Genomic DNA, 25,265 nt, shown 5'->3' with positions numbered 1-25,265 from the left:
CGGATGCGAAACCGCGCACCGCGCAATCAGGGCCCGCGAGAAGCGGGCAGCCCTCGGCGCCCTTGTGTGCGGGCGCCTCCTCCCGGCGAGTGCGGGGCCCTGCCCGCACCCTGGGCACGGCTCGTTACGCCCTTTGCGTGCCGTCCGGCCGAACCGTCGTACGCGCCGAGGTCCGGGACCCCGGCCGCCGGACGGCACGTCCGCCTCCTGTCCGGAAGCGCGCAGGGACTCGCCGATCCACTGGGCGATCCCGGCCGTGGAGCCGTACTGCGTCGCACAGGCGACGAGGACACGGTGTGCATGCATCGTGGTCACCCTCCTCGGGGTGCTCGTTCATCGAAGTCGGCGCAGGTACGGGTCATGGGCCCGGCGGGGCAGTACGCGGATCCGGACGTCGAGCGCCACGACTCCGTCGGACCGGGCCACCACCGGGTTGAGGTCCGCCTCGACCAGCTGGGGCAGATCGCAGGCCATGCGGGACAGCCGCAGCAGCAGCTGTTCGAGTCCCTCCAGGTCCACGGCGCCGCCTCCGCGGTAGCCGAAGAGGAGCGGTGCACAGCGCGGGGAGGTGATGAGCGCGTGGACGTCACGGTCGGTCAGGGGTGCGAGCCGTGCCGAGCGGTCGGCGAGCAGCTCGGTGACGCTGCCACCGAGGCCGAACAGCACCAGAGGACCGAATATCTCGTCCTGTACGACACCGGCGAGCAGCTCGGTGCCGCGCGGTGCCATGGGCTGCACGAGTGCACCCGTCATGAGATCGCCGCACCGGCGCCGTACGTCGAGGTAGGCCGTCCGCACCTCGTCCTCGCCGTCCAGGTCGAGACGGAGCGCGCCCTGGTCGCTCTTGTGCGCGATGCCCGGCCAGTGGGCCTTGAGGGCCACCCTCCCGTCCGGTCCGGCCAGCCGCCGTGCCGCCCGTGCCGCGCTGTCCTCGTCCTCGGCCCAGGCACACGGCAGCCGCGGGATGCCGTAGCGGTCGAGCAGCGTGACGCAGTCACGGGGGTGGAGCCATCCGCCGCCAGGGTGTTCGGCGAGGTACTTCTCGACGATCGCGGTGGCCCCGGCCCGGTCGATGCCCGCAAGGGACGGGACGCTGCCGGACGGTTCGGCGCGCCAACGGGCGTAGCGAGCGGCGTGAGCCAGGGCGCGCGCGGCGAACCGCGGCTCGGCGTACGAGGGAACGGCGTACGACGGGGTGGTGTGCGGGGCAACGGCGTTCGGCGGGGTGACGTGCCGCGGGAGGGCGTCGGGGCCCTCGCCGGATCCCTCGATCAGCCGCACCTGTGCCTCCTGGTCCAGCAGGACGGCGGCCACCGGGAGCCCATACCGGCCCGGTGCCTCGGTAACGGCGGCCAACAGGTCGTCACCGGTCCCGGCGAGTGCCGTGGGGACCAGCACCACCAGCACGGCGTCGACGGCTCCGTGGTCGGCGAGCCGGTCCACGCACGCGTGCAGCTGTTCGGCGGACACTGCTGCCGTGGTGTTGACGGGGTTGGCGGCGGCGGACCCGACGGGCAGGAGAGCCAGCAGTTCGTCGGCCAGGCGGGGAGAGAGTCCGGGGACGGTCAGCCCCGCGTCGGCGCAGGCGTCGGCGGCGAGCACCCCCGCCCCTCCGGTGTTGCCGACCACCGCGACCCTGAACCCTGCGGGGAGGGGCTGGGCATGCAACAGGGCCGCGGTGGCGACCAGTTCGCCGACGCTCTCCGCGGCGATGATTCCGGCCTGGGCGAAGAGCGCCTGACGGGTCATGGGGAGGGCTGCCGTCGCACCCATGGGCGGTGCGGTGGCCCGGTGTCCCGCGCCGGAACGGCCCGTGTCCACGGTCAGTACGGGCATACCGCGGGCGACGCGTCTCGCCGTACGGGAGAACGCCCGCGGGTTGCCGAAGGACTCCAGGTGCAGCACAGCGAGCTCGGTGCTCCCGTCCGACTCCCACCACTGCAGCATGTCGTTGCCGCTGACGTCGTACTTGTCACCGAGCGAGACGAAACTGGAGACCCCGATGCCGAGCCGCGAGAGCTGCTCCAGCAGTGCGACCCCGACACCGCCCGACTGCACCGCGACGCCCGCTCTGCCCGGAAGCGGGGGGCGGGCGGTGAGGGTGGCGTCCAGGCGCGCCCCGGCGTCGGTCCGGGCGATCCCCAGGGAGCCGGGGCCGACCAGGCGCATACCGTGGTTCCTGCAGATGCGCAGCAGCGCCGCGGCCTGCTCCGCGTCGAGCCCGGCCGTCAGGACGACGAGACCGCGTACGCCCAGCTCGCCGCAGTGCTCGGCCGTCTCGGGGACGGCCTGCGGGGGCACGGTGAGGACGGCCAGATCCGGCGCGAAGGGCAGGGCGGAGACGGACGGGTACGCCGGCGTGCGCTCGATGGCACGGGCGTGCGGGTTCACCGCGTGCAGAGGCCCCGTGAAACCGCCGGAGCGGAGATTCCTGAGGACGATCCGTCCCATCGAATCCCGGCCCCGCCCGGCGCCCACGACCACGATCGACCGAGGGTGCAGCAACGGGACGAGGCTGGCCACATCGGCCACCCGGCCGCGTTCGTCGACGGCCGAGAGATAGTGCTCGTCCGCCTCGAGACGCACGGTGCACCGGACCTCGGTGCCGTCGAAATGCCGTGAGGTCCGCAGACCGAGCCGCGCGAAGACCTCCAGGACGGCGCGGTTCTCCGCGAGCGCGTCGGCGGTGAAGGTGCGGACCCCCGCCTCCCGGGCGGCGTCCACCAGGTGCTCCAGCAACAGGGTGCCGATGCCCTGCCCGTGCCGGCCCTCGGCGACGGCGATGGCGATGTCCGCCGAGCGCGGCTCGCCCGCGGCCGCCGGCAGGACGGTGTACTCGGCCGCACCGACCACCCGCCCGTGGGCCACGGCGACCAGCGGGCAGTATCCCTCGCGTTCGGTGGCGCACATCCGCAGTGCCGTCACCCGCGCGTAGCGGGGATTGGCGACGAAGTACCGCAGCCGCAGGTCCTCCGGAGACATCTCCTCGTGCATCCGCAGCACCGCGTCCCGGTCCTGCGGGCGCGCGGCCCGTATCTCCACGGTGCTGCCGTCCGCGAGCAGCGCGTGAGCCGAACGCGGACGGTACGTGGTGGTCGTCATCCCTGATCCCTTCGCCGGGGTGGCGCCGGAGGACGAGCCCGCACCCCGCGTTCCGGGCCCGATTCCACGATCCGCCGGACGACGGTTCGTCACCGTGGGCCCCCAGGCCCCGCGGGTGGGCCGGACGGCCCTCCTTCGGCGAACGTGTGGGTCCGAGAACGGCTGGTGGACCTGTCCGGCCGTCACCACGGCGAGGACCGCTGAGCACGGCAAGGACCGCTGACGACCGCGAGGGCCGCTGATCTCGGTGAGTACCGCTGACGACGGCGAGAACCGCTGACGACTTTGAGGGCCGCTGACCTCGGCGAGGGTCGCTGACCACGGCGAAGGCACCTGGCCACCGGGTACTCCCCGGGCCGCCGCGAACCACCCGGCTGCCGCGAAGGCCCGACCGCCGTGGGATCGCCGAACGCCGTGACGTCATCGGGTGGCTGTGATGTCATCAGTCGGCCCGTTCACGTCGCCCACCGTCAATCGCCGGTCTCCGGCGGCCGTCACCTCACCGGACCGGCACCCGCCAGGTCAGCGTGGTCCCCCCACCCGGCGGGGAGGACAGCCCCAGGGAGCCGCCCAACTGCTCGGCGCGCTCGGCGAGATTCCGCAGACCACTGCGGCGCCCCCCGGGCGGGATCCCCACGCCGTCGTCGGCGACGGTGAGCACCAGCTCCTCCCCGTCCGTCGTGAGGACCACGTCGGTGCGGGTGGCGTGCGCATGCCGGGCCGTGTTCGTCAGCGCCTCCGAGAGCACCGCCGCTCCGTGGTCCGCGATGCTCCGGGGCACTTGGGTGTCCAGCAGCCCCTCCATGCGCAGACTCGGTGCGAAACCCAGCACGGTGGCGGCTTCGCCGACAGCCTGGACGATCCGTGCCCGGAAGTTCTGCCCGCTGCCGGTCTCGCGCGACCGCAGTCCGAAGATGGTCGACCGAATGATCTTGATGGTCTCGTCCAGGTCGCCGACCGCACGCAGGACCCGTTCGGACGCCTTGGGATGGTCGATGAGCCGTTCCGCGCTCTGCAGGGTCATCCCGGTCGCGAACAGCCGCTGAATGGCCAGGTCATGAAGGTCGCGAGCGATACGGTCACGGTCCTCGAGCAAGGTGATCTGTTCGGCCTCGCTCCGCCGTTCCGCGAGCTCCATCGCCACGGCCGCCTGTCCGGCGAACCCCATCAACGGCCCGATCTCCTCCGCGGCGAAGGCCGGGCCACCGGCGCTCCGTACGAGCAGCAGCACGCCGCGCACTCCGGCGCCATGGCCCGCTCCGGTGCCGATGGGCACGGCGACGGCGGGCCCGAGCCCGGCGAAACGCTCCGCGCCCGCGGGGATGCGGGGGTCCTGGGTCACGTCCGCGCTGGTCACCGGGGCAGCATCGGTGAAGGCCGCGGCGATCGGACCCTCGGGCGGCACCACCAGACCGCGATGGGCGTCCGGCTCCCGGCCGATGGCGAGCTCCACCGTCAGCGTCGAGGTACCCGTCATCGGCAGGGCCACGAGGGCCAGCTCGGCGTCGGTGATCTCCCTCGCCGACTCGGCGATCAGGCTGATCACCGCGGTGCGGGCACTGCCCGACAGCAGGCTGTGAGTGATCTCCGCATTGGCCCGCAGCCAGCGCTCACGGCGCGTGGACTCCTCGTACAGCCGCGCGTTGTCGATCGCCACCCCGGCCGCCACCGCCAGGGTGGAGAGTACCGACTCGTCCTCGGCGTCGAACTCGGCCCCGCCCCGCTTCTCGGTCAGATAGAGATTGCCGAACACCTGGTCGCGTACCCGGATCGGTACGCCGAGGAAGCTGTGCATCGGCGGATGGTGCGGCGGGAAACCGTACGAGGCCGGGTGCTCGGAGATCTTCGCCAGCCGCAGCGGCTCGGGGTGGCGGATCAGCTCGCCCAGGATGCCGTGCCCCGAGGGATACGGCCCGATCTCGGCGATCTGCTCGTCGGTCACCCCCGCCGTCAGAAACTGCGACAGCTTCCGCCCGTCGGGGCCGATGATGCCCAGCGCCCCGTACTCGGCGTCGACGAGGAGGACCGCGGCCTCGACAATGCGCCGCAGCACGTGTTCCAGATCCAGCTCGCGCCCCACGGACAGCACGGCGCCGAGCAGGCTGTGCACCCGGTCCCGCGTCCCGCGTGCCGCGTCCAGCCGGGCCTGTACCTCATCCAGCAGCTCATCCAGCCGGAGCTGGGGCAACTGCACCCGGCCCTCCTCGGCGCGTCCCAACCTCGCTCCTCCAGGTGCACCCGGCGGCCGGTTCTCCGGCCTCTCGTCGCTCTGCGTTCAGTATCCGCCCACCCGCGGGAACGGACGGCACAGGGCCCGCCGCCACGGGGAACGGGGGCAAGCACGCACGTCGGCCCGCTACGGCGCGGGCCGGGTGGCGTCCGGCAGCGTGGCGGCGTGGTCCGGCACGTACGTCTGGAGGCGCCGGGGCGGCCGTTCGTAGCCGGTGGACGGCGGACGCGGCGGCAGATGGAGGTCCGGCTGCCGGACGTGCCCGTACGGCACGGTCGACAGCAGATGGGCGATCATATTGATGCGGGCTGCCCGCTTGTCGTCGCTCTCCACGACGTACCACGGTGCCTCGGCGATATCGGTGTGCACGAACATCTCGTCCTTGGCCCGCGAGTACGCCTCCCAGCGTGTGATGGACTCCAGGTCCATCCGGGAGATTTTCCAGCGCCGGGTGGGATCGCTGAGACGCTTGCGGAAGCGCTGCTCCTGTACCTCGTCGCTCACCGAGAACCAGTACTTGCGCAACAGCAGCCCCTCCTCGACCAGCATCCGTTCGAAGATGGGGCACTGGTGGAGGAAGCGCTGGTACTCCTCCTGGGTGCAGAAGCCCATGACGCGCTCCACGCCCGCGCGGTTGTACCAGCTGCGGTCGAACAGCACGATCTCCCCCGCGGCCGGGAGCTGCTCGACGTAGCGCTGGAAGTACCACTGGCTGCGCTCCCGCTCGGTGGGCACCGGCAGGGCGACGATGCGTGCGATACGGGGGTTGAGGTGCTCGGTGACCCGTTTGATCGTGCCGCCCTTGCCGGCCGCGTCCCGGCCCTCGAAGACGACCACGAGCCGTTCGCCCTCCGCGCGCACCCATTCCTGGAGCTTCACCAGCTCCGTCTGGAGCCGGTACAGCTCCGTCTCGTACTGCTTCCGGGGCAGTCGGGCGGGCCGGCCGTCCTTCTTCTGTGCACCGTCCTTCTTCTGGGCACCGCCCTTCGTCCGGGCGCTGTCCCTCGTCGGTGCGGTGTCCTTCGTCGGCTGCTTGCCGGGCACGGTCCTCGCCTCCTCGTACCTGCCCACGGGTCCAGGATGGCCGGTCCGGCGGCAGGGCGCCCGCCGGGCCGCGGAGGCCCTCGCGGGCCGGTCGTGGCCGGTCCTGCCGCTCGGTCGTCATGGCCGGGCCGGGGCGGTGGCACCCTGAGAATCAGGGCCGACCGGCCCTGTTCCTCCGGCCACGGATGCCGGAGGCTCCCTACGAGGAGGCCGGGGCAGGCCGAGAGTGGTTCCCGTCGTCCGGTACGGGGCCGACGCGCGTGACAGGAGCGGTTGATGGCAGAGAGCGAGCAGACCGGTCCGGACCGCCCGATCACGGTCTTCCTGCTCGACGACCACGAGGTCGTACGCCGTGGGGTGCACGACCTCGTCGACGACGAGCCGGACATCACCGTGGTCGGCGAGGCGGCCACCGCGGAGGAGGCGCTGGTACGCGTGCCCGCGCTGCGCCCGGACGTCGCGGTGCTGGATGTGCGGCTGCCGGACGGGGACGGAGTGAGCGTTTGCCGGGAGCTGAGGTCGCGCCTGCCCGGTCTGGCCTGTCTGATGCTCACCTCCTTCGACGACGAGGAGGCGCTGCTGGACTCGCTCATGGCCGGGGCCGCCGGTTATGTGCTCAAGCAGATCCAGGGGTCGGACCTGCTCTCGGCCGTGCGTACCGTCGCCTCGGGCCGGTCGATGCTCGACCCGGCCGCGACGACCCGGCTCATCGCACGGCTGAGGGGAGCGGAAGCCGAGGAGCCGCGGCCGGAGGCTCTGCAGGGTCTGACCCCCCGGGAGCGGGAGATCCTGGAACTGATCGGCGAGGGGCTGACGAACCGGCAGATCGGCCGGCGGCTCTATCTCGCCGAGAAGACCGTCAAGAACCATATCTCCCGCATGCTGGCCAAACTCGGAGTGGAACGGCGGATTCAGGCTGCCGTCATCGCGACCCAGGCGCAGGGCGGACAGGGGCGGCCCGAGGCGGGCTCCGCCACGTACCGGAACAGGGACCACTGGTCCTACCGGGCACACCTTGGCTGACGCGGCATCAGCCGCGCAGCCGCCCCCGGACGGCCGGCGCTCAGCGCGGCGCGACCACGCGTCCGGCGGTGTCCGGCCGGCGGGCGGCTGTACGGCGCCGAGCGGCGGGGACCACCAGGGGAGTTCCCGTCTCCGGGTCGTCGATCACCTGACACGGCAGCCGGAACACCTCCTCCACCAGCTCCGCGGTCACGATCTCCTTCGGCGCCCCTTCCGCCACCACCCGTCCGTCCCGCATCGCGATCAGATGGGTGGCGTACCGGGCCGCGTGGTTCAGATCGTGCAGCACGGCCACCAGGGTGCGCCCCTCCTCCTGGTGGAGCCGTGCGCACAGGTCGAGCACCTCGATCTGATGGGCGATGTCGAGATACGTCGTCGGCTCGTCCAGCAGCAGCAGTGGCGTCTGCTGGGCGAGCGCCATCGCGATCCACACGCGCTGCCGCTGCCCGCCGGACAGTTCGTCGACCGGACGGTCCGCCAGATCCGCGACGCCCGTCGCCGCCATGGACTCGCCCGTGATCCGCTCGTCCTCCTTCGACCACTGCCGCAGCAACCCCTGGTGCGGGTACCGTCCCCGCGCGACCAGATCGGCGACCGTGATCCCGTCCGGTGCGATGGACGACTGGGGCAGCAGACCCAGCGTCCGGGCCACCTTCCTCGCGGGGATCCCGGCGATGTCCCGGCCGTCCAGGAGTACGGTCCCGGCGGCCGGCTTCAGCGTCCGTGAGAGAGCCCGCAGCAGGGTGGACTTGCCGCAGGCGTTCGGCCCCACGACGACGGTGAAGGAACGGTCCGGTACGGCGACGGTCAGCCCTTCGGTGATCGTCCGCCGCTCGTACGCGAGGGTCAGCCCGCTCCCGCTCAGCCGCGCTCCGTCGTCGCCCATGGCCCGCACTCCGTTCTCGCTCTCGTTCGTGTCCCTCATATCCGGCCAGCCCTGCGCTCCGTGGCGAGCAGCCACACCAGATAGCCGCCGCCCAGCACGCCCGTGACCACGCCCACCGGCAGCTGGTGCCCGGGGACGAGCCGCTGTGCGATCCAGTCGGCGCCGACCAGCAGAGCCGCTCCCATGCACAGGGAGGGGAGCAGATTCGGCCCCGGTGCCCTGGTGAGCCCCCGCGCCAACTGCGGTGCGGTGAGGGCGACGAAGGAGACCGGGCCGGTGGCGGCCGCCGCGAAGGACGCCAGCAGGACCGCCGCTGCCAGCAGGACGAGACGGATCCGCTCCACCCGTACGCCCAGGGCCGACGCCGCGTCGTCGCCCATCTCCAGCATCCGCAGCGCTCTTCCGCAGCCGAGGACGACCAGCGGCACCAGTACGGCCATGGTGACCAGCAGGGGCAGGGCGTCGTCCCAGTCGCGCCCGTCCAGGCTCCCGGTGAGCCAGAGCACGGCCCGTGCCGCATCGGTGATCTGAGCCCTCGTCAGTAAATAGCCGTTGACCCCCGTCAGGATGGCCGCCATGCCGACGCCGGTGAGGACGAGACGGTATCCATGGAGCCCCCGCCGCCAGGCCAGCGCGTAGATCACCGCACCGGTGACCACGCCTCCGATCACCGCTCCGCCCGCGAGTGCCAGGCTGCCGCCCCCGAGGACCACGATCGCGGTGAGCGCGCCGGTCGCCGCGCCCTGGGTGAATCCGAGCACATCGGGGCTGCCCAGGGGGTTGCGCACCAGCGACTGGAAGACGGCCCCCGCGAGCGCCAGCGCGGCCCCGGCCAGGAGAGCGGTGACCACTCTGGGCAGCCGCAGCTCCTGGATGACGAAGGCATCCGCCGGGGCACCGTCACCCATGAGCGTGCGGAGCACCTGTGCCGGGCTCAGCGGATAGTCGCCGCTCCCGATCGCGAACACGCCGACGGCGAGGGCCAGTAGCGCGCATCCCGCTCCCGTCACCAGCGCCCGGAGGCGGAAGCGCAGTGAGAGGCCGCCCGCGATCCGTATGACGCTCACGCCTGTGCCACCTTCCGCCGGGTGACGAAGAAGAGGAAGACCGGGCCGCCCAGCACCGCGGTCACCATCCCCACCTGGAGCTCACTCGGCCGGGCGAGCACCCGGCCCAGCACGTCCGCGGCGAGCAGCAGGACGGGCGCGAGCACCGCACAGTAGGGGAGCAGCCGGCGAAGGTCGGGGCCCGTGAGGGCCCGTACCAGATGAGGCACCATCAGCCCGACGAAGACGACCGGTCCGCACGCCGCGGTGGCCGCTCCGCTCAGCAGCGTCACCGCGACGATGCAGAGTCCACGGACGAGGGAGGGACGGGCGCCGAGGGCCCGCGCGGCGTCGTCGCCCAGCGCCAGGGCGTTGAGCGGCCGCGCCAGCGCCAGCGTGAGCAGCAGCCCGGCCGCCACGAACGGCGCCACCTTCACCACCGTTCCGGCCTGGGCGCCGGCCAGCGAGCCCACCGTCCAGAAGCGCATACGGTCCAGGGAGTTGGCGTCCAGGAGCATCACCGCGCTCACATACGAGGTGAGGGCGGCGTTGAGCGCGGCGCCGGCGAGGGCCAGACGGGCGGGGGTCGCTCCGCGGCCGCCGCCGACCGCGTACACCAGCACCGACACGACCGCCGTGCCGAGGAAGGCGAACCAGACATAGCCCTCGAAGGTCGTCACTCCGAGGAAGGAGATCGCCGACGCCACGGCCGCCGAGGCGCCCGCGTTGATGCCCAGCAGTCCGGGGTCGGCCAGCGGATTGCGGGTCAGCGCCTGCAGGACACCGCCGGCGAGACCCAGTGCCGCTCCGGCCAGCACTCCCAACAGGGTGCGGGGCAGGCGCATCTCGTGCACCACGGTGTACGCGGAGGCGTCGCTGTCGACGAGGGCGTGCCAGACCTCGCCGAGGGAGAGCGGCCTCGCGCCGACCGCGATGCTGAGCGCGAGAACGGCGAGCAGAAGCAGCAGCGCGCAGACGAGACCGACGGTGTGCGGGGCCCGGCGACCGCCGGGCGGCCGTGTACGGGGCGGCGGCTCGGCCGTTGAATCCCCGGCGACCTGCGGTGACTTGGTGAAGGACACGGACCGCTCCGATACGGGCCGGGCAGCGGACGCCGCTCCGGCCTGCGGACAACAACTTAGGTTAGGTTAACCTAACCAACGTTCGTCCGCTGAGCCCCCCTCGCACGAGAGGAAGACACTGCCATGTCACAAGTCCGCCCGAACCGACTCTCCCGCCGTGGTCTGCTCGCCGCGGGCGGCGCCCTGGGCGTCGGCGCCCTGGTGACCGCCTGTGGAGGAAGCTCGGACGGGTCACGGAGCGGCGGCAAGGGCGGCGCCTGGTCGTTCACCGACGGCCGCGGCAGGAAGGTCACCGCGCCGAGCACCCCGAAGCGCATCGTGGCCTTCACCGGCGCGGCGGCCGCTCTGCACGACTTCGGGCTCGAGGACGAGATCGTCGGGGTCTTCGGCGAGACCAAGCTCAAGAACGGCAAGCCGGACCAGCAGGCGGGGGACCTCGACGTCGACGCGGTGGAGATCCTCGGCAACGTCTGGGGCGAGTTCAGTATCGAGAAGTACGCGGCCCTGCGCCCCGAGTTGCTCATCACGCACATGTACGACCCGAACGCCCTCTGGTATGTGCCGACGGAGAGCAGTAAGAAGATCCTGAAGCTCGCCCCCAGCGCCGCCGTCACCACCGCGCGCGTCCCCCTGCCGGAGCCGATCAGGCACTACGCGAAGCTCGCCGAGTCCCTCGGTGCCGACCGGAAGGCCAAGAAGGTCACCGAGGCCAAGGACCGTTTCGAGGCCGCGGCCGAGACGGTGCGCAAGGCCGCCAAGGCAAGCGGGGGACTCACCGTCATGGCCGCCTCCGGCAGCGCCGATCTGTTCTATGTCTCGAATCCGAAGAACAACACCGATCTGCTGTACTTCCGGGAGCTCGGCGTCGACCTCGTCGTCCCGGAGAAGCTCGACAAGGGCGGCTACTTCGAGAGCCTCAGCTGGGAGACCGCGGACAAGTACCGGGCCGACCTGGTGCTGCTGGACAACCGCACCACGGCTCTGCAGCCCAAGGACCTGATGTCCAAGCCCGCTTGGTCGAGGCTTCCGGCGGTCAAGGCGGGCCAGGTCGCCTCCTGGAACGCCGTTCCCCGATTCTCGTACGCGGGCGCCGCCCCGCTCCTGGAATCGTTGGCCAGGGCCATCCGGGGAGCCCGGAAGGTCAGCTGACGCACCGGCACGGAGGGGCGGGCCGCGGCCGCGGCGGCCTCGCCCGCACCCCCGTACGGCCACCGCCACCGCAACGACACCCTCGTGCCCTGTACGGGTGTTTCGTGGCTGATCGTTCCACACTGGTCCCGTGGCACTGACCCCACCGATCGAACCGATGCTCGCCAAGGCCACCGACAATCTCCCGGCGCCCGGCGCACTCCCCGGCGGCCTCGCCCTGGAGCCGAAGTACGACGGATTCCGCCTCCTGGTCTTCCGTCTCGCCGGCTCCGTCCGGGTGCAGTCGCGGGCGGGCCATGACCTCGGCGCCGCGTTCCCCGAGATCGCCGACGCCGCGGCGGCGCTTCCGGAGGACGTCGTTCTCGACGGAGAGGCGGTCATCATGGTCGGCGGCCGGCTGGAGTTCGGTGCGCTGCAACAGCGCCTGAACCGCGCGGCACGCACCACCCGCCGTCTGGCCCACGTCCAGCCGGCCCACTATGTCGCCTTCGACCTCCTCCAGCGGGGCGGGAGGGAGCTGCTGCGCGAGCCCTACCGGGTCCGCCGCGCGGCACTGGAGGAGTTGTTCGCCACTCATGACCTGACCTCGCCGTGGACCCTGTCCCCGGTGACGAGCGATCGCGAGGAGGCCGAGCAGTGGCTGACCCTCTGGGGCCCGGTCGGCGTGGAAGGAGTCGTCGCCAAGGGCTGGGACCAGCCGTACCAGCCCGGACGCCGCGGCTGGCTCAAGGTCCGGGCCAGGGAGACCAGCGAGGCGGTCGTCGGCGCTGTCACCGGCCCCGTCCACGCCCCGGAAACCGTCCTGCTCGGCCGCTACGACGCCGAGGGCATCCTGCGCCTGGCCGCGCGCAGCACGCCGCTGGCCAGTACGCTCCGGCGCGACCTGGGCCGTCTGCTCACCCCGGCCGGAGCCGGCCATCCGTGGGCCGGCGCCCGTATCTCCGCCTCCTGGGGGAGCCGGGAGCCGCTGGACTTCGCCCCGGTGGAGCCCGAGCACGTCGTGGAATTCCACGGCGACGTCGCCGTGGACGCCGGTCGGTGGCGCCACCCCGTACGAGTGGTACGGCTGCGCCCGGACGTCGACCCCGGCGATGTCCCTGCCTTCGGTGAGGGCCTGCGTCCCACGTCCGGCTGAACCGCGCCGGCGTCCACGGGTGGCCAGGGGCTCGTCCGGACAGGCCGGGCCGACCGTCGCCCGCGGTGTCTGCCGAACGGCCGTAAGAGGTCGGCCGTAAGACTTCCGTCATCCCCGGTCCGCCCCGGGGCGGACCCGTGACGCGTTGAATGGTGCGGAGGCGTCCGGATCCGGGAGGCGATCATGAACCGTTTGCTGCGCGTACTGCGGAAGCCGGTGGTCATCGCGGTGCTGGTCATCGGTCTCGCGGCGGCCGCGTTCGGTCTGTTCTGGTTCCAGCCGTGGAAGCTGTGGGTGGATCAGACGGTGCGGGAGGATCTGCCGCCCGGCGTGGCGGACGCCACCGGGCGGCCGCAGGCGCCGACGGGATCGCCCGACCCGGCCGGGCCCGAGGTGCTCGCCACCGGCCGGCTGATCAGCCAGGAGCACTCCACCAGCGGAAGGGTGCTGATCCTTCAGGAGACCAATGGGGCGAAGGTGCTGCGGCTGGAGGACCTGGACACCAGCAACGGTCCGGACCTGCACGTATGGATCACCGACGCCCCGGTCGAGCCCGGTGAGGAGAAGTGGCACGTCTTCGATGACGGGGCCCACAGGAGCCTGGGGGAACTCAAGGGCAACAAGGGCAGCCAGAACTACCGGCTGCCGCCGGACGTCGATCTCAGCCGGTACACCAGCGTGACGATCTGGTGCGACCGCTTCGACGTCTCCTTCGGGGCGGCTCGCCTCACCCGTACGTGACGCCCCCGGCTGCCCGACGTGCCCCGGCGGAGCTCGCCCGCACCTGACACGGCCGGCGGAGCGCGCACCCGACACGCCTGGTGGAGCGCTTCGCCCGTGTCCGACGGCGCCCGACGGACCGCCGCACGACGGCCGTTCGGGTGGTCATACGCGTTCGCGGCCCGCGGGGGGTGTCGCCGGGGAGTGTCGAGCCGTTGGCTTTCGTATGACTCCCTCGCCTGTTCGACTGTGGTTTCTGCCGGCCAGTCTGGCGGCCCTGTTGGTGGCGCAGACACCGGACGAGGAGGACGCCGAGGCGTCCTCCGGCGGTGCTCCGGAGCCGGTGGACTCTCCCGGGGCGGCGGCCTCCACGGCCGGAGAGCATGCCGGTCCGCCGGTGGTGCGGCCGGAGAGCCCCGCGGGGGAGAGCCCCTGATGTGGCTCGCTGTGACCCTTGGGTCACTCCATGTGGCGGACCGTGGAGATCGGCCATAGCTTCGTGGCATGAAAAATCATATGAAGCGCCTCGGCGTTGTAACTGCCGTTGTCGTCACCGGACTGGGTACCGCTCCGGCGGCCAGTGCCGACAGCCGACTCCACGTCCGCCCGGGCGAGTCCATTCAAAAGGCGGTGGACGCCGCGCAACCGGGGGACACCATCACCATCGCACCCGGAACCTACCGGGAGAGCGTCGAGATCACCACATCGAACGTGACCCTCCGCGGATCCGGCACGGGGACGATCCTCAAACCGGCGGTGACGAAGGCCAAGACCAAGAGCAGCAAGCCCAAGCCCAAGACCAGCAAGGCCACCAAGGCCAAGACAAGTAAGACCAAGACCAGCAAGGCCAAGGCCACGGCAAGCAAGGCCAAGACCGCCAAGGCCACGGCAAGCAAGGTTAAGACGGCCAAGGCCACGGCCAAGGCCAACAAGTCCACCACCAAGCGGGCCGTGAATGCCTGTGCGACGGCCGGGAACGGCATCTGCGTCAGCGGTACGGCCAAGAACCCGGTCGACAACGTCCGGATCCGCTCGCTGACGGTCACCGGATTCAAGAAGAACGGCATCTGGGCCACGGACACCGACGGGCTGGATGTCCGCAGGGTGACTGCCAGCAACAACGGGCAGTGGGGCATCGCCCAGCAGAAGTCCACCCGGGGCGTCTTCCGGCTCAACACCGCCAGGGACAATGCCGAGTCGGGCATCTTCGTGGCCAACACGGTGGAACGGGAGGGCGGTTCCATCGACACCCACGGTGCCGTGATCAGAGGGAACACCCTGACGGGCAACCGTATCGGCGTCACCATCCGGCGGGTCAGAAACCTGGTGGTCCGCGGCAACACCCTCACCGGAAACTGCGGTGGAGTGTTCGTCGTGGGAGACGAGTCGAAGCCACGGGCCGGAGCTCTGACGATCCGTGGCAACTACGTGGCGGAGAACAACAAGTACTGCAAGGGAAACAGCCGCCTCCCCTACATCCAGGGCTCCGGCATCGTCCTCACCGGTGCCGAGGAAACCCTGGTGAAGGGAAACATGGTCCGGGGCCATGTGGGCGAGTCCCCGCTGTCCGGCGGAATCGTTCTCTTCCCCAGCTTCGTGGGCGCCAAGAACGAGCGGAACGTCATCAGCTACAACGTCTCGCTGGGAAACAAGCCTGCGGACCTGGTCGATGCCGACACCGGAACGAACACCTTCAACCGCAACGTGTGTGGCGTCTCGAAGAAGGCCGGCCCGTGCTGACCGGTGCCATTCCACGCGCCGGGAGAAAGGAGGCGGTATGACCACGGGAAGTCCCACGACCACCCAGCCGGCCATGCACCTTCGGGAACTCATCTTCGGGGCGGCGTGCGCCGCGGCCCTGCGCGCCGCTGCCCGACTGGGCGTCGCGGACGCGCTGGGAGAGAAGCCCGCCACCGCCGAGGAACTGGCCGTCGAGGTGAAGACCGAGCCGCAGCCACTGCAACGGCTCCTGCGGGCCCTGGCCTGCTACGGCGTCTTCGCCGAGACCGAGGACGGCCGGTACACCCACACCGAGATGTCGCGGCTGCTACGGGAGGACGCACCGAACAGCCTTCGGTACATCTCCCTGTGGTGCACCGAGCCGTGGACCTGGGATGCCTGGCCGCGGCTCGACGCAGCGGTGCGCTCCGGCCGCAACGTCTTCCACGACCTGTACGGCAAGGACTTCTTCCAGTATCTGCACCATGACGCACCTGATTCGGCCCAGGTGTTCGACCGGGCCATGACCACCTCCAGCAGGCAGTCGGCTCAGGACATCGCCGGCCTGCTCGACCTCCGCGGAGTGACCACGGTCGCCGACATCGGGGGCGGCCAGGGGCATGTGATCGCCGGTCTGCTGGAGAAACACCCCGGCATCCAGGGCACCTTGCTCGATCTGCCCAGCGTGGTGGCCAACGCGGACCCGAGGCTGCGGGACGGCGGACCGCTCGCCGAGCGGATGCGTATCGTTCCCGGGGACTGCCGCGAGGAGGTCCCGGTCCAGGCGGATGTGTACATCATCAAGAACATCCTCGAATGGGACGACGACAGCACCCGCAGGACCCTGCGCAACGTCGTCCGGGCCGCACGCCCGGGCGCCAGGGTGATCGTCATCGAGAACCTCGTCGACGACACTCCCTCGATGCGGTTCACCACCGCCATGGACCTGCTGCTGCTGCTCAACGTCGGAGGGGCCAAGCACTCCAAGGAGAGCCTGGTCAGCCGGATGACGGAGGCGGGTCTGCGGGTGGGGGAGGTCCGCCCCGTCAACGCCTATCTGCACGCGTTCGACAGCACCGTGAAGGGCTGAGCGCGCGCGCTGTTCAGGAGCCCGGAGGACGTTCGGACGACGTCCCCCGGGCTCCCAGTATCCGGGCGACCAGCGCCGTGGTGTGCTCCGCGGCCCGGAACTCCGGCCGTGCGAGCGTCTCTCGCAGAAAGCCGACCGTGGTGCGGACCCCCTCGCCGACGACCCGGAACTCGCCCAGCGCGCGGTCCATACGGGCCAGCGCCTGATCGCGGTCCGGGGCCCAGACGACCGTCTTCGCCAGCAGGGAGTCGTAGTCCGGACCGATCCGCCAGCCCGGGCCGGCGTGGGTGTCGACCCGTACGAACGGACCTGACGGCGGGACGAACTCGGTGAGGAGGCCGGGGGCCGGGGCGAAGTCCCGGGCCGGGTCCTCGGCGTTGACCCGGCACTCCAGGGCCACACCGCGGGGTGCGACATCGGCCTGGCTCACACTCAACGGCAGTCCCGCCGCGACGAGGATCTGCTCGCGGACGATGTCGACCCCGGTGACCATCTCGGTGACCGGGTGCTCGACCTGGAGCCGGCAGTTGATCTCCATCAGATAGAACTCGTGGGACGGCGTCAGGACGAACTCGAACGTACCCGCCCCGACGTAGCCGACCGACCGGGCGCCGCGCACCGCCGACTCGCACATCGCCGTACGCAGTTCGGCGGGCAGATTCGGCGCCGGTGCCTCCTCGACCAGTTTCTGGTGGCGTCGCTGCACCGAGCAGTCGCGCTCGCCGAGGTGGACCGCCGACCCGTGCCGGTCGCACAGCACCTGCACCTCGACGTGGCGGGCGTCCTCGATGAACCGCTCCAGATACAGCCGGTCGTCGCCGAAGACCGCGTAGGCGTGCGCACGCGTCTCCTTGTAGGCGGTGAGGAGGTCGTCGGGGTCGCGCACGATGGCCATGCCCCGGCCCCCGCCACCGGCGGCGGCCTTGAGGATGACGGGGAAACCGGTCTGCTGGGCGATCTCCTTCGCCTCCGCCGGAGTCGCCAGGGCCGTGGTGCTGCCGGGGAGTACGGGCAGCCCCGCCCCGGCCATCAGTGAGCGGGCCGCCGCCTTGTCACCGAGCTGCTGCATCACCTGCGGCGACGGGCCGATGAAGAAGATGCCGTTCGCCTCGCAGATCTCGGCGAAGTCGGGGTCCTCCGAGAGGAAGCCGTACCCCGGGTGGATCGCCTGCGCCCCCGAGAGCAGGGCCGCCTCGATGATCGCCGGCACATGGAGATAGCTGGCCTTCGGCGGTGCGGGACCGATGTGTACGGCCTCGTCGGCGAAGCGCACCACGGCGGAGTCACGGTCCGCGGTGGAGTACACCGCCACCGTACGCATGCCCAGTTCGCGGCAGGCGCGGGCGATGCGCAGCGCGATCTCCCCCCGGTTCGCTATGAGAACGGTGCTGAACATCGGGCTCACGCCTCCGCGTCGTGGAGCGGTTCCAGGGCGAGCAGGCGCTGCTGGAACTGGACGGGTTGGGCGTCGGGCGCGAGGAACTCCACGACCCGGCCCGCGGCGTCCGCCTCGACGGTGCTCATCATCTTCATCACCTCGAGAATCCCGACGGGCTGCCCGGGGCGGACCACGTCGCCGACGGAGACGAAGGGCGGCGCTCCGGGCTCGGGGGCGTGGTAGAAGGTGCCGACCGTCGGAGCGAGGAGATACCGCACCTCGTCCTGCGCCGCCGGGGGAGGGCCGGCGGATGGAGTCCGTGGCTGATGGACCGGCTGTTCGGTGCGCGTTCCGGAGCCGGCGACGGAGTCCGGCCACTCCATCTCGACCGTCATCTGGCCGTGCTGGAGCCTGATCCTCAGGGGCGGTCTCGGCGCGGTCCTCGCCAGTTCCATCACGCTCCGGCAGACCGAGTCCAGGTCCGCGTGCCCGAGGGGGGTGAGGTCGGTGGCGGTGAATCCGTTTCCGCCGAGGGCGGGGCGCCGGCCGTTCTCGCGATGTTCCGTCGTGTTGGGGTGCGGGGTCACGGGGTACCTCTTCCGGTTCCGGAGGGGATGCGGGTCTCGACGCCGAAGCGCTGGAAGCGACTTCTGCGTTCGAGGAGCAGCCGCTCGGGCTCGTAGGGGACAAGGTCGTCGAGGGCCGCGCCCAGCGCGTCCCGGAGCAGGGCCGCGGCCGCCGCGTGGTCGCCATGGGCTCCGCCCGGCGGTTCGGGGACCACACCGTCGACGATCCCCAGGCGGAGGAGTTCGCGTGCGTCGAGCCGCAGGGCCGCCGCCGCGGCGGGCGCGGCCTCCGGCTGCTTCCACAGGATCGCGGCGCAGCCTTCCGGGGAGATGACCGAGTACAGACCGTTCTCGCTGATGAGCACCCGGTCCGCGACGGCCAGTGCCAGCGCGCCGCCGCTGCCGCCCTCACCCGTGAGGACGGCGACGACGGGCACCTTCAGCCGGGACATCAGCCGGAGGTTCTCCGCGATGGCGACGGCCTGGCCGCCTTTCTCCGACTCGGCGCCGGGGGCGGCACCGGGCGTGTCGATGAGGGTGATCACCGGCAGGCCGAGCTTCTCGGCCATCCGCATCAGCCGGGCGGACTTGCGGTAGCCGGCGGGGGTGGCCATACCGAACGAGCGGTGCTGCCGTTCGGCGAGGCCCGGGCCGCCCTTGTGATGGCCGATCAGCATCACGGGCAGGCCGTTCAGCCGGCCGGGTCCGCCGACGATCGCGGGGCAGTCCGCCCCGAGCCGGTCGCCGTGCAGCTCATGGAAGTCCTCGAGCAGATGGTCGGCGTAGTGGAGGGTGGTGGGGCGTTCGGGATGCCGGGCGAGCCGTACGGCCTCCCAGGAGTCCCGCTGCGCCACCTCCTCCGGGCGGCGCAGGATCCGGCCGGAGGACGCGGGGGCCACATCCCGAGGCGGTCGCCTCGACGGCGACCCCAGGGCCAGCAGCCGGCCCAGCGTGGCCCGCAGGGCGGACCGCGGTACGACGTTGTCCACCATGCCGTGCTCGAGCAGGAACTCCGCGGTCTGGAAGCCCTCGGGCAGCCGTTGGCCCGTCGTCTGCTCGATGACCCGCGGTCCGGCGAAGCCCAGCCGCGCGCCCGGCTCGGCGATGATCACGTCCGGGAGTGTGGCGAAGGACGCGGCCACCCCTCCGTAGGTCGGGTCGGTGATCAGGGACAGCGTGAGGACGCCCGCCTCGTCGAGTTCCGTGAGCGCCTGCGCCGTCTTCGCCATCTGCATGAGGGCCATCACGCCCTCCTGCATACGGGCGCCGCCGGACGCGGTGACGAGCAGCAGAGGGATCCGCTGCCGCAGGCTCGTCCGGGCGGCCTCGGTGATGAGAGCACCGACGCCGCACCCCAGGCTGCCGCCGAGGAAACGGAAGTCCATCGCCGCCACCACGAGGGGCCGCCCCTCGATGCTCCCCCGGACGCAGACGACCGCTTCCCGCAGACCGGTCGCCGCCCGGGCGTCCGCCAGCCGGTCCGGGTAGGGCCGGGTGTCGGTGAACTCCAGCGGATCGTGGACGGGTTCCACCTGGCCGACCGGCGACGTCGAGCCCCGATCGAGCAGCTGGTCCAACCGTTGGGGGGCCGTCAGGTGCGCGTGCCAGCCGCAGCCCGGGCATACGCTCAGCGTCCGGCCGAACCGCTTGCCGTAGACCAGCTCGGCACAGCGTTCGCAGCGCACCCACGACGGCGCCCGGTCGGCCGGTCTCTCATCGCACTGGACCATGTCGGCTCTTCCTTCGCTGTGTCCGCGCTTCGCGTCACACGGTGGTGTCGCGTTCCCAGCGGTAGAACTCGTGTGCCATCGCGTCTTTCGGGCTCCTCCAGGTCGCCGGGTCGTACGCCGCGACGTGGACCGAGAGCCGTTCGCTGATGTCCCGGAACTCCGGGTGGTCCGCCAGCCGGGCGACTTCGGGGCCGGGCGGCCTCTCGGCCTCGATCAGATGCAGATACACATCGCCGAACTGGAACAGGCTCCGTCCGGTGACGCCGATCAGTCTCGGCAGCTCGCCCCGGTCGGAGTCGGCGAAGACATCGGCGATGTCCGGGGCCGAGCCCGGTGCCATACGGGCGACGATCAGTGCTCGGTGCATGAGAGTCAGTCCCTTCGTCGGGCTGGATACGGAGCGGTGCCCCGGCGGGGTCCGGTCGACGGCCCCCGCCGGGGCACCGGGTGTCAGTTGGGCATGACGGGGGCGGTACGCAGCCCGCCCTCGCGGGCGCGCTGCTCGACCTTGTCGCGGATGAGCTGCATCTGGATCCGGGAGTTGCGGTTGATGATGTCGGCCATCCCGTCGTCGTCGACCGGGGCTTCCGGTTTCATCGCGAAGTCCTGGAACCACCGCATGTGGGTGCCGTCCGGGGTCTCGGCGTACTCCCACCGGATGTCCATGTGGTGGAAGGGCCCGGGTTCGATGCGGCGGGCGCGGACGGTGAGCCCGGGGCGGTCGGTCACCCGCTCGGAGACCCAGCTCCAGACCTTGCCGTTCTCGTCGGGGTGCATGGTCAGGCGGAAGGTGGTCCGGTTGCCGTCCCGGGTGAGCACCTCGACCGCCGCGTATTCGCTGAACAGCTGCGGCCAGTTCTCGAGATCGTTGGTCATGTCCCAGACGAGGTCCAGGGGGGCGGCGATGGTGATCTCGTTCTCCGTGTGTGCGGACATGTCACGCTCCTGCCGTGAGGGCGGTGTTGACGAGGCCGATGAAGTCGTGCGGCGTCTTGCACAGCTCCGCGTCGGGGGGCATCGGCCGGCCGTTGCGGTTCTCCAGCTCGCCCACGATGCCGAGGAGGCCGAGCGAGTCCAGGCCGTACTCGGCGAAGGTGGAGTCGGGCCGGCTCTCCATCTCCTGGGGGTCGACCGAGATGCCGGCGCCGTTCTTCATCAACGACGCCAGCTCGGCGAAGGTCAGCTGCTGAGCGGTCATGGGGGAAGTCCTCCTTCTCACACGGTCACGAGGGGATGGCGGTGCCCTGCCGCAGCACGAGCGCCGCGTTCGAGCCCATGAGTCCACGGCTCAGCACCAGCGCCGTCCGCAGTTCCGCGGGGCGGGCACCACCGGTGACCAGATCGAGGTCATGGCATACGTCGACGACATTGGGCGTGGGCGGGACGACGCCGTGTTCCATGGCCAGCACCGCGGCCGCCGCGTCGAGCACGGGAGCGCCGCAGTACGCCCGGCCGGTCCCGGTCTTGGGGGCGGTGACGGGCACCCGTGGCGCGCGCCTGCCGAGGACGTCGCAGATCGCCTGCGCCTCGGCACGGTCCGCCGCCGGTACGCCGAGCGCGTCCGCGAAGACCACGTCGATCTCCTCCGGTGCGCACCGGGCGTCCGCCAGAGCGCCCCGGATCGCGCGGGCCAGACCCTCCCGGGACTTCTCCCAGCGGGACGCCCCGGTGAAGGTCGCGGCGTGACCGGCCACATGGGCCCGGACCCGGGCTCCCCGGCGCTGGGCCGCCGCCTCCTCCTCGACGACCAGCATGGCGCCGCCCTCGGCAGGTACGAATCCGCAGGCGCCGGTGGTGAAGGGCAGATAGGCGGCGAGCGGGTCGGCGGACCTGCTGAGATCCGCGTACCCGAGCTGGCAGACGATCGAGTACGGCGCGAGCGGCGCCTCCGCGGCACCGACGACGACCGCGTCGGTGCCGCGCCGGATGTTGCGGGCCGCGTGCGCGAGGGCGTCCAGACCGCCCGCCTCGTCGCTGGCCACGACTCCGCAGGGCCCCTTGAAGCCGCCGCGGATCGAGATCTGCCCGGTGCTGGCCGCGTAGAACCAGGCGATGGACTGGTACGGGCCGACGTAGCGCGACCCCTGTCCCCACAGCCGCTGAAGCTCCCGCTGGCCGAACTCGCCGCCGCCGGAGCCGGCGGCGGTCACGACGCCGACGCGGTAGGGCGACCCGTCGTCGTCGCAGCGGAGCCGGGCATCCTCCAGGGCCAGACTCGCCGCCGCCATCGCGAAGTGGGTGAACCGGTCCGTCTGGACCAGATAGCGCTCCTCGATGACCGCCCCGGGGTCGAATCCGCGGACCTCTCCGGCCACCCGGAGCGGCAGCTGCTCGCACCCCTCGCGGGAGACCAGGTCCAGGACGCTGACCCCCTCCTTCGTCGCCTTCCAGAAGGCGTCGGTGCTCACCCCGTTGGGGGCGACGACACCGAGGCCGGTCACGACCGGATTCCGGTCTTGCCGGGCGCTCATCGCGTCCTCCCGCGTGCTGTGCTCAGGACCACGGCGGACTGGAAGCCGCCGAAACCGCTGCCGACCGAGAGCACGGTCCGCAGCGGCATGGAGCGTGCGGTCCGGGGCACGTAGTCGAGGTCGCACTCCGGGTCCGGGGTCTCGTAGTTGGCGGTCGGCGGGACCACTCCGTGGGCCATGGCGAGGGTGCACGCCACGAGTTCTATGGCCCCGATCGCCCCGAGCGAGTGGCCGACCATGGACTTGATGGAGCTCATCGGCACCTCGTAGGCGTGCGCGCCCAGCGACCGCTTCACCGCGGCCGTCTCATGCCGGTCGTTCTGCTGGGTCCCGGAACCGTGCGCGTTGACATAGTCGATCTCCGAGCTGTCGAGCCGGGCGTGGTGCAGGGCGCGGTTGATGGCCTCGGCCATCTCCAGGCCCTCCCGGGTCAGACCGGTCATGTGGTGGGCGTTGCCGAACGTGGCGTAGCCCCGGATCTCGCAGTAGACGCGCGCTCCGCGGGCGCGGGCGTGCTCCAGCTCCTCGAGCACCAGTACGGCACCGCCCTCGCCCATGACGAACCCGTCGCGGTGGGCGTCGAACGGCCGGGAGGCGTGGGCCGGGTCGTCGTTGTTGGGAGAGGTCGCCTTGATCGCGTCGAAGCAGGCCACGGTGATGGGGGAGATCGGCGAGTCCGAGGCGCCGGCGACACAGACGTCGATCCTGCCCTCCTCGATGGCGTGGAAGGCGTAGCCGATCGCGTCGAGGCCGGAGGTGCATCCGGTGGAGACCGTCTGCACCTGGCCGAAGGCGCTGATCTGTTCGGCCACCTCCGACGCGAGCGCACTCGGCGAGAAGGCCCGGTGCAGATGGGGGCCGGCCGGCCGGTGATCCACGTCCCAGCGTTCGCCGGCACCGCTGACCTTGACGTAGTCGTGCTCCAGGCGCGTGGTCCCGCCGACGGCGGTGCCCAGGGAGACCCCGATGCGCCAGGGGTCCTCCTTCTCCAGATCGAGGCCGGAGTCGCGTACGGCCTCCTCGGCGGCCACCATCGCGAACTGGACGTACCGGTCGGCGCGTTCGACCTCCTCCTCGTCCAGGCCGTGAGCGGCGGGGTCGAAGTCGCACTCGGCGGCGATGCGCGAGCGGAACCCCGTGGGGTCGAAGAGCGTGATGCCCCGGGTGGCCGTACGTCCGCTGGAGAGGAGGTCCCAGAACGCCGGTACCCCGATTCCGCCCGGGGCGACGATGCCGACTCCGGTGACTGCCACGTGTCGCGTCATGAGACCGACTCCGCCCTTTCAGGGGGGTCCGCCTGTGCGGTGCCCTCCGTCCCCTCGGTGTCGACGTGCCCGAGCTCGGGGCGGGGCGCCAGCGGGCCGAGGTGGAAGACCATGCGGGCCTCGTCGTCCCCGACGTTGCGGAACCGGTGCCGCACATGAGGGGGGATCAGCAGGCCCTGGTCGGGCCGCAGCGGGTGCGGCTCACCGTCCAGGTCCACCTCCAGCGCGCCGCTCACCACGTACACGAACTCCTCGGAGTACGGGTGGTAGTGCTCGCCGATGCGCTCGCCGGGCTGCACGATGGCCAGACCCATGAAGCCGCTGGTGGCGCCTACCGCGCTGGGGGTGAGCATGGCGCGCAGGTCTCCTCCGCGCCGGCGGTTGGGCTGGGTCTCGGAGAGATCCACGATGCGAAGTGCGTGCGGGGACATGATGGTTACCTCCAGGTGGCGTTGTGCCGGCCGCGGTGTGCGGGGGGCGGGCACGACGGGCGTTGCGGCACGTCAGGAATCCGAGGCGCGGCGGTCGGTGATCGGGTCCATGCCGCAGTGGGAGAGGAAGCGCAGCACGCCCTGCTTGCGCGTCAGGTCGTGGTCCGCCGGGAGATCGAGCAGCCTGCTCAGCACCGCGGGCGTGCGGCGGCCGCTGATGCCCAGGGCCAGCACCGGCTCCTTCTCGATCGGTGCCCGCACATCGATCATGCGGACCACGATGTCGTCGCGCTGGAAGATGGTGCTCCCCACGACGGGGCTCCGCGGGGTGTCGGCGGTCTGCTCGTCGTGGCGGGCCAGGAGCCGGGCCACGGCCATCCCGCAGCCTTCCTTGGCGGGGTAGATCAGCGCGTGCCGCGCTACGTCGGCCGCTTCCACGCCGTCCGATGCCACCCGGTGCACCGCGGGGAGGGCGGCCCGGGTGAAGAACACGCGCGCGGACTCCGGATCGCCGAGGTCGCGGTGCTGCTCCAGATACGGGTTGATCGCCTCCTCGACGGCTCTGACCTCGGGCTGCCGGGCCACATGGCGCAGCGCGGCCACCAGGTCTCCCTGCACCTCGACGGTGCGCACGACGCGGTTGCCGTGCATGAACAGCGAGGTGCGGCGCAGCCGGGTGGTCTCGTCGACCTGCGCCGCCGGGGAGGCGTACCCGGCCAGGATCTCGGCGACCTTGCTCTCGCTGCCGGGCTTGACGGTGAAGGTGAGGGCGTGCCGGACCACACCGTCGCCGATCCGGGGGGCGGTCTGGAACCGTCCCTTGGACTCGCGGGAGATCGAGGCCATTCCGGAGGTCTCCCGCAGAACGCTGAAGCGGAGGGACCGGGTATCGCGCACACAGCCGTGCAGCGGCTGCACCATCTCGACGTGCGCCTCGCTGTTCACCCACGCCAGGAAAGGCGGTGCGCTCTCCCATTCGCTGGTGATGAGCCACTGCGAGGGGTTCTCGATCGACTGGCACAGCTGGTCGCTGATGTGCCCGGGCACGGAGGCCACCCGGTTGCGGAGGAGCTCGTAGGCGTCCAGAAAGCGCTGCTGGGCACCGTCCTGGATGTCCAGCAGCAGGATCACTCGAAGCCTGGAGCCGTCGAAGGCCGACTGCGACACTCTTTCTGACAGCGTTGTCATCTTCCACATC

Annotated in this window: 23 protein-coding genes; 7 read left to right on the top strand and 16 right to left on the bottom strand. The window is 71.4% G+C overall.

Annotation, left to right across the window (positions count from 1 at the left end):
• Positions 1–333: 333 nt before the first annotated feature.
• The 3 genes from ACTWQE_RS11355 to ppk2 form a co-directional block, all read right to left on the bottom strand.
• A complete protein-coding gene (locus tag ACTWQE_RS11355) occupies positions 334–3,102 on the bottom strand; it encodes a bifunctional acetate--CoA ligase family protein/GNAT family N-acetyltransferase (protein ID WP_443328753.1) in 2,769 nt (922 codons plus the stop codon).
• A gap of 499 nt (positions 3,103–3,601) precedes the next feature.
• Positions 3,602–5,320, bottom strand: coding sequence for a GAF domain-containing protein (locus tag ACTWQE_RS11350; protein WP_443328752.1), 1,719 nt, complete (start codon positions 5,318–5,320; stop codon positions 3,602–3,604).
• A gap of 138 nt (positions 5,321–5,458) precedes the next feature.
• Positions 5,459–6,262, bottom strand: coding sequence for a polyphosphate kinase 2 (gene ppk2 / locus ACTWQE_RS11345; protein ID WP_443328781.1), 804 nt, complete (start codon positions 6,260–6,262; stop codon positions 5,459–5,461).
• A gap of 390 nt (positions 6,263–6,652) precedes the next feature.
• Here ppk2 and ACTWQE_RS11340 point away from each other — a divergent pair, with 390 nt between their 5' ends.
• The gene (locus ACTWQE_RS11340; RefSeq protein WP_443328751.1) at positions 6,653–7,399 is read left to right on the top strand and encodes a response regulator; all 747 of its coding nucleotides are present in this window, start codon (positions 6,653–6,655) and stop codon (positions 7,397–7,399) included.
• A gap of 40 nt (positions 7,400–7,439) precedes the next feature.
• Here the strand turns inward: ACTWQE_RS11340 and ACTWQE_RS11335 are convergent, their stop codons facing one another.
• Genes ACTWQE_RS11335 through ACTWQE_RS11325 form a run of 3 tightly spaced genes read right to left on the bottom strand, consistent with a single transcriptional unit; the run spans position 7,440 to position 10,413 of the window.
• Positions 7,440–8,324, bottom strand: a complete 885-nt coding sequence (locus ACTWQE_RS11335; RefSeq protein WP_443328750.1) for an ABC transporter ATP-binding protein — start codon at positions 8,322–8,324, stop codon at positions 7,440–7,442.
• Entirely contained in the window at positions 8,321–9,352 is a 1,032-nt protein-coding gene (locus tag ACTWQE_RS11330) for a FecCD family ABC transporter permease (protein WP_443328749.1), read from the bottom strand. Before ACTWQE_RS11330 ends, ACTWQE_RS11335 begins: the two co-directional genes overlap by 4 nt.
• Entirely contained in the window at positions 9,349–10,413 is a 1,065-nt protein-coding gene (locus tag ACTWQE_RS11325) for a FecCD family ABC transporter permease (protein WP_443328748.1), read from the bottom strand. The genes ACTWQE_RS11330 and ACTWQE_RS11325 overlap by 4 nt, the downstream gene beginning before the upstream one ends.
• Before the next feature lie 123 nt (positions 10,414–10,536).
• Here ACTWQE_RS11325 and ACTWQE_RS11320 point away from each other — a divergent pair, with 123 nt between their 5' ends.
• From ACTWQE_RS11320 to ACTWQE_RS11295, 6 genes are all read left to right on the top strand, one after another.
• Positions 10,537–11,562, top strand: coding sequence for an ABC transporter substrate-binding protein (locus ACTWQE_RS11320; protein ID WP_443328747.1), 1,026 nt, complete (start codon positions 10,537–10,539; stop codon positions 11,560–11,562).
• A 130-nt stretch (positions 11,563–11,692) separates the two neighbouring features.
• Positions 11,693–12,697, top strand: coding sequence for an ATP-dependent DNA ligase (locus ACTWQE_RS11315; protein ID WP_443328746.1), 1,005 nt, complete (start codon positions 11,693–11,695; stop codon positions 12,695–12,697).
• 183 nt (positions 12,698–12,880) lie between these two features.
• The gene (locus ACTWQE_RS11310) at positions 12,881–13,438 is read left to right on the top strand and encodes a DM13 domain-containing protein (protein ID WP_443328745.1); all 558 of its coding nucleotides are present in this window, start codon (positions 12,881–12,883) and stop codon (positions 13,436–13,438) included.
• A gap of 205 nt (positions 13,439–13,643) precedes the next feature.
• On the top strand, positions 13,644–13,853 hold the full coding sequence (locus tag ACTWQE_RS11305) for a hypothetical protein (protein WP_443328744.1): 210 nt from the start codon (positions 13,644–13,646) through the stop codon (positions 13,851–13,853).
• 68 nt (positions 13,854–13,921) lie between these two features.
• Complete coding sequence (locus ACTWQE_RS11300; protein ID WP_443328743.1) at positions 13,922–15,157, top strand: right-handed parallel beta-helix repeat-containing protein; 1,236 nt, start codon at positions 13,922–13,924, stop codon at positions 15,155–15,157.
• Between the two features lie 37 nt (positions 15,158–15,194).
• The gene (locus ACTWQE_RS11295; protein WP_443328742.1) at positions 15,195–16,226 is read left to right on the top strand and encodes a methyltransferase; all 1,032 of its coding nucleotides are present in this window, start codon (positions 15,195–15,197) and stop codon (positions 16,224–16,226) included.
• A gap of 13 nt (positions 16,227–16,239) precedes the next feature.
• Here the strand turns inward: ACTWQE_RS11295 and ACTWQE_RS11290 are convergent, their stop codons facing one another.
• From ACTWQE_RS11290 to ACTWQE_RS11245, 10 genes are all read right to left on the bottom strand, one after another.
• The gene (locus tag ACTWQE_RS11290) at positions 16,240–17,622 is read right to left on the bottom strand and encodes an acetyl-CoA carboxylase biotin carboxylase subunit (RefSeq protein ID WP_443328741.1); all 1,383 of its coding nucleotides are present in this window, start codon (positions 17,620–17,622) and stop codon (positions 16,240–16,242) included.
• Between the two features lie 5 nt (positions 17,623–17,627).
• Positions 17,628–18,191 carry an acetyl-CoA carboxylase biotin carboxyl carrier protein gene (locus ACTWQE_RS11285; protein ID WP_443328740.1) on the bottom strand — a complete coding sequence of 188 codons (564 nt, stop codon included), beginning with the start codon at positions 18,189–18,191 and terminating at the stop codon, positions 17,628–17,630.
• The gene (accD, locus tag ACTWQE_RS11280) at positions 18,188–19,900 is read right to left on the bottom strand and encodes an acetyl-CoA carboxylase, carboxyltransferase subunit beta (RefSeq protein ID WP_443328739.1); all 1,713 of its coding nucleotides are present in this window, start codon (positions 19,898–19,900) and stop codon (positions 18,188–18,190) included. Before accD ends, ACTWQE_RS11285 begins: the two co-directional genes overlap by 4 nt.
• A 34-nt stretch (positions 19,901–19,934) precedes the next feature.
• Positions 19,935–20,267 (bottom strand): TcmI family type II polyketide cyclase, encoded by a 333-nt coding sequence (locus ACTWQE_RS11275; RefSeq protein WP_443328738.1) that lies wholly within the window; start codon positions 20,265–20,267, stop codon positions 19,935–19,937.
• Positions 20,268–20,350: 83 nt separating this feature from the next.
• On the bottom strand, positions 20,351–20,836 hold the full coding sequence (locus ACTWQE_RS11270) for an SRPBCC family protein (protein ID WP_443328737.1): 486 nt from the start codon (positions 20,834–20,836) through the stop codon (positions 20,351–20,353).
• 1 nt (position 20,837) lies between these two features.
• A complete protein-coding gene (locus tag ACTWQE_RS11265; protein WP_443328736.1) occupies positions 20,838–21,098 on the bottom strand; it encodes an acyl carrier protein in 261 nt (86 codons plus the stop codon).
• 25 nt (positions 21,099–21,123) lie between these two features.
• Positions 21,124–22,371 carry a ketosynthase chain-length factor gene (locus ACTWQE_RS11260; protein WP_443328735.1) on the bottom strand — a complete coding sequence of 416 codons (1,248 nt, stop codon included), beginning with the start codon at positions 22,369–22,371 and terminating at the stop codon, positions 21,124–21,126.
• Complete coding sequence (locus tag ACTWQE_RS11255; protein ID WP_443328734.1) at positions 22,368–23,636, bottom strand: beta-ketoacyl-[acyl-carrier-protein] synthase family protein; 1,269 nt, start codon at positions 23,634–23,636, stop codon at positions 22,368–22,370. Before ACTWQE_RS11255 ends, ACTWQE_RS11260 begins: the two co-directional genes overlap by 4 nt.
• Entirely contained in the window at positions 23,633–24,067 is a 435-nt protein-coding gene (locus ACTWQE_RS11250; RefSeq protein WP_443328733.1) for a cupin domain-containing protein, read from the bottom strand. Before ACTWQE_RS11250 ends, ACTWQE_RS11255 begins: the two co-directional genes overlap by 4 nt.
• A 72-nt stretch (positions 24,068–24,139) precedes the next feature.
• On the bottom strand, positions 24,140–25,255 hold the full coding sequence (locus ACTWQE_RS11245; protein WP_443328732.1) for a SchA/CurD-like domain-containing protein: 1,116 nt from the start codon (positions 25,253–25,255) through the stop codon (positions 24,140–24,142).
• Positions 25,256–25,265: the final 10 nt, after the last annotated feature.

The sequence above is a fragment of the Streptomyces sp. 8N706 genome, from assembly GCF_052245415.1.
Classification (GTDB): Bacteria; Actinomycetota; Actinomycetes; order Streptomycetales; family Streptomycetaceae; genus Streptomyces.
The sequence above is the reverse complement of the archived record's forward strand: the minus strand, read 5'-3'. Positions and strand labels throughout refer to the sequence as shown.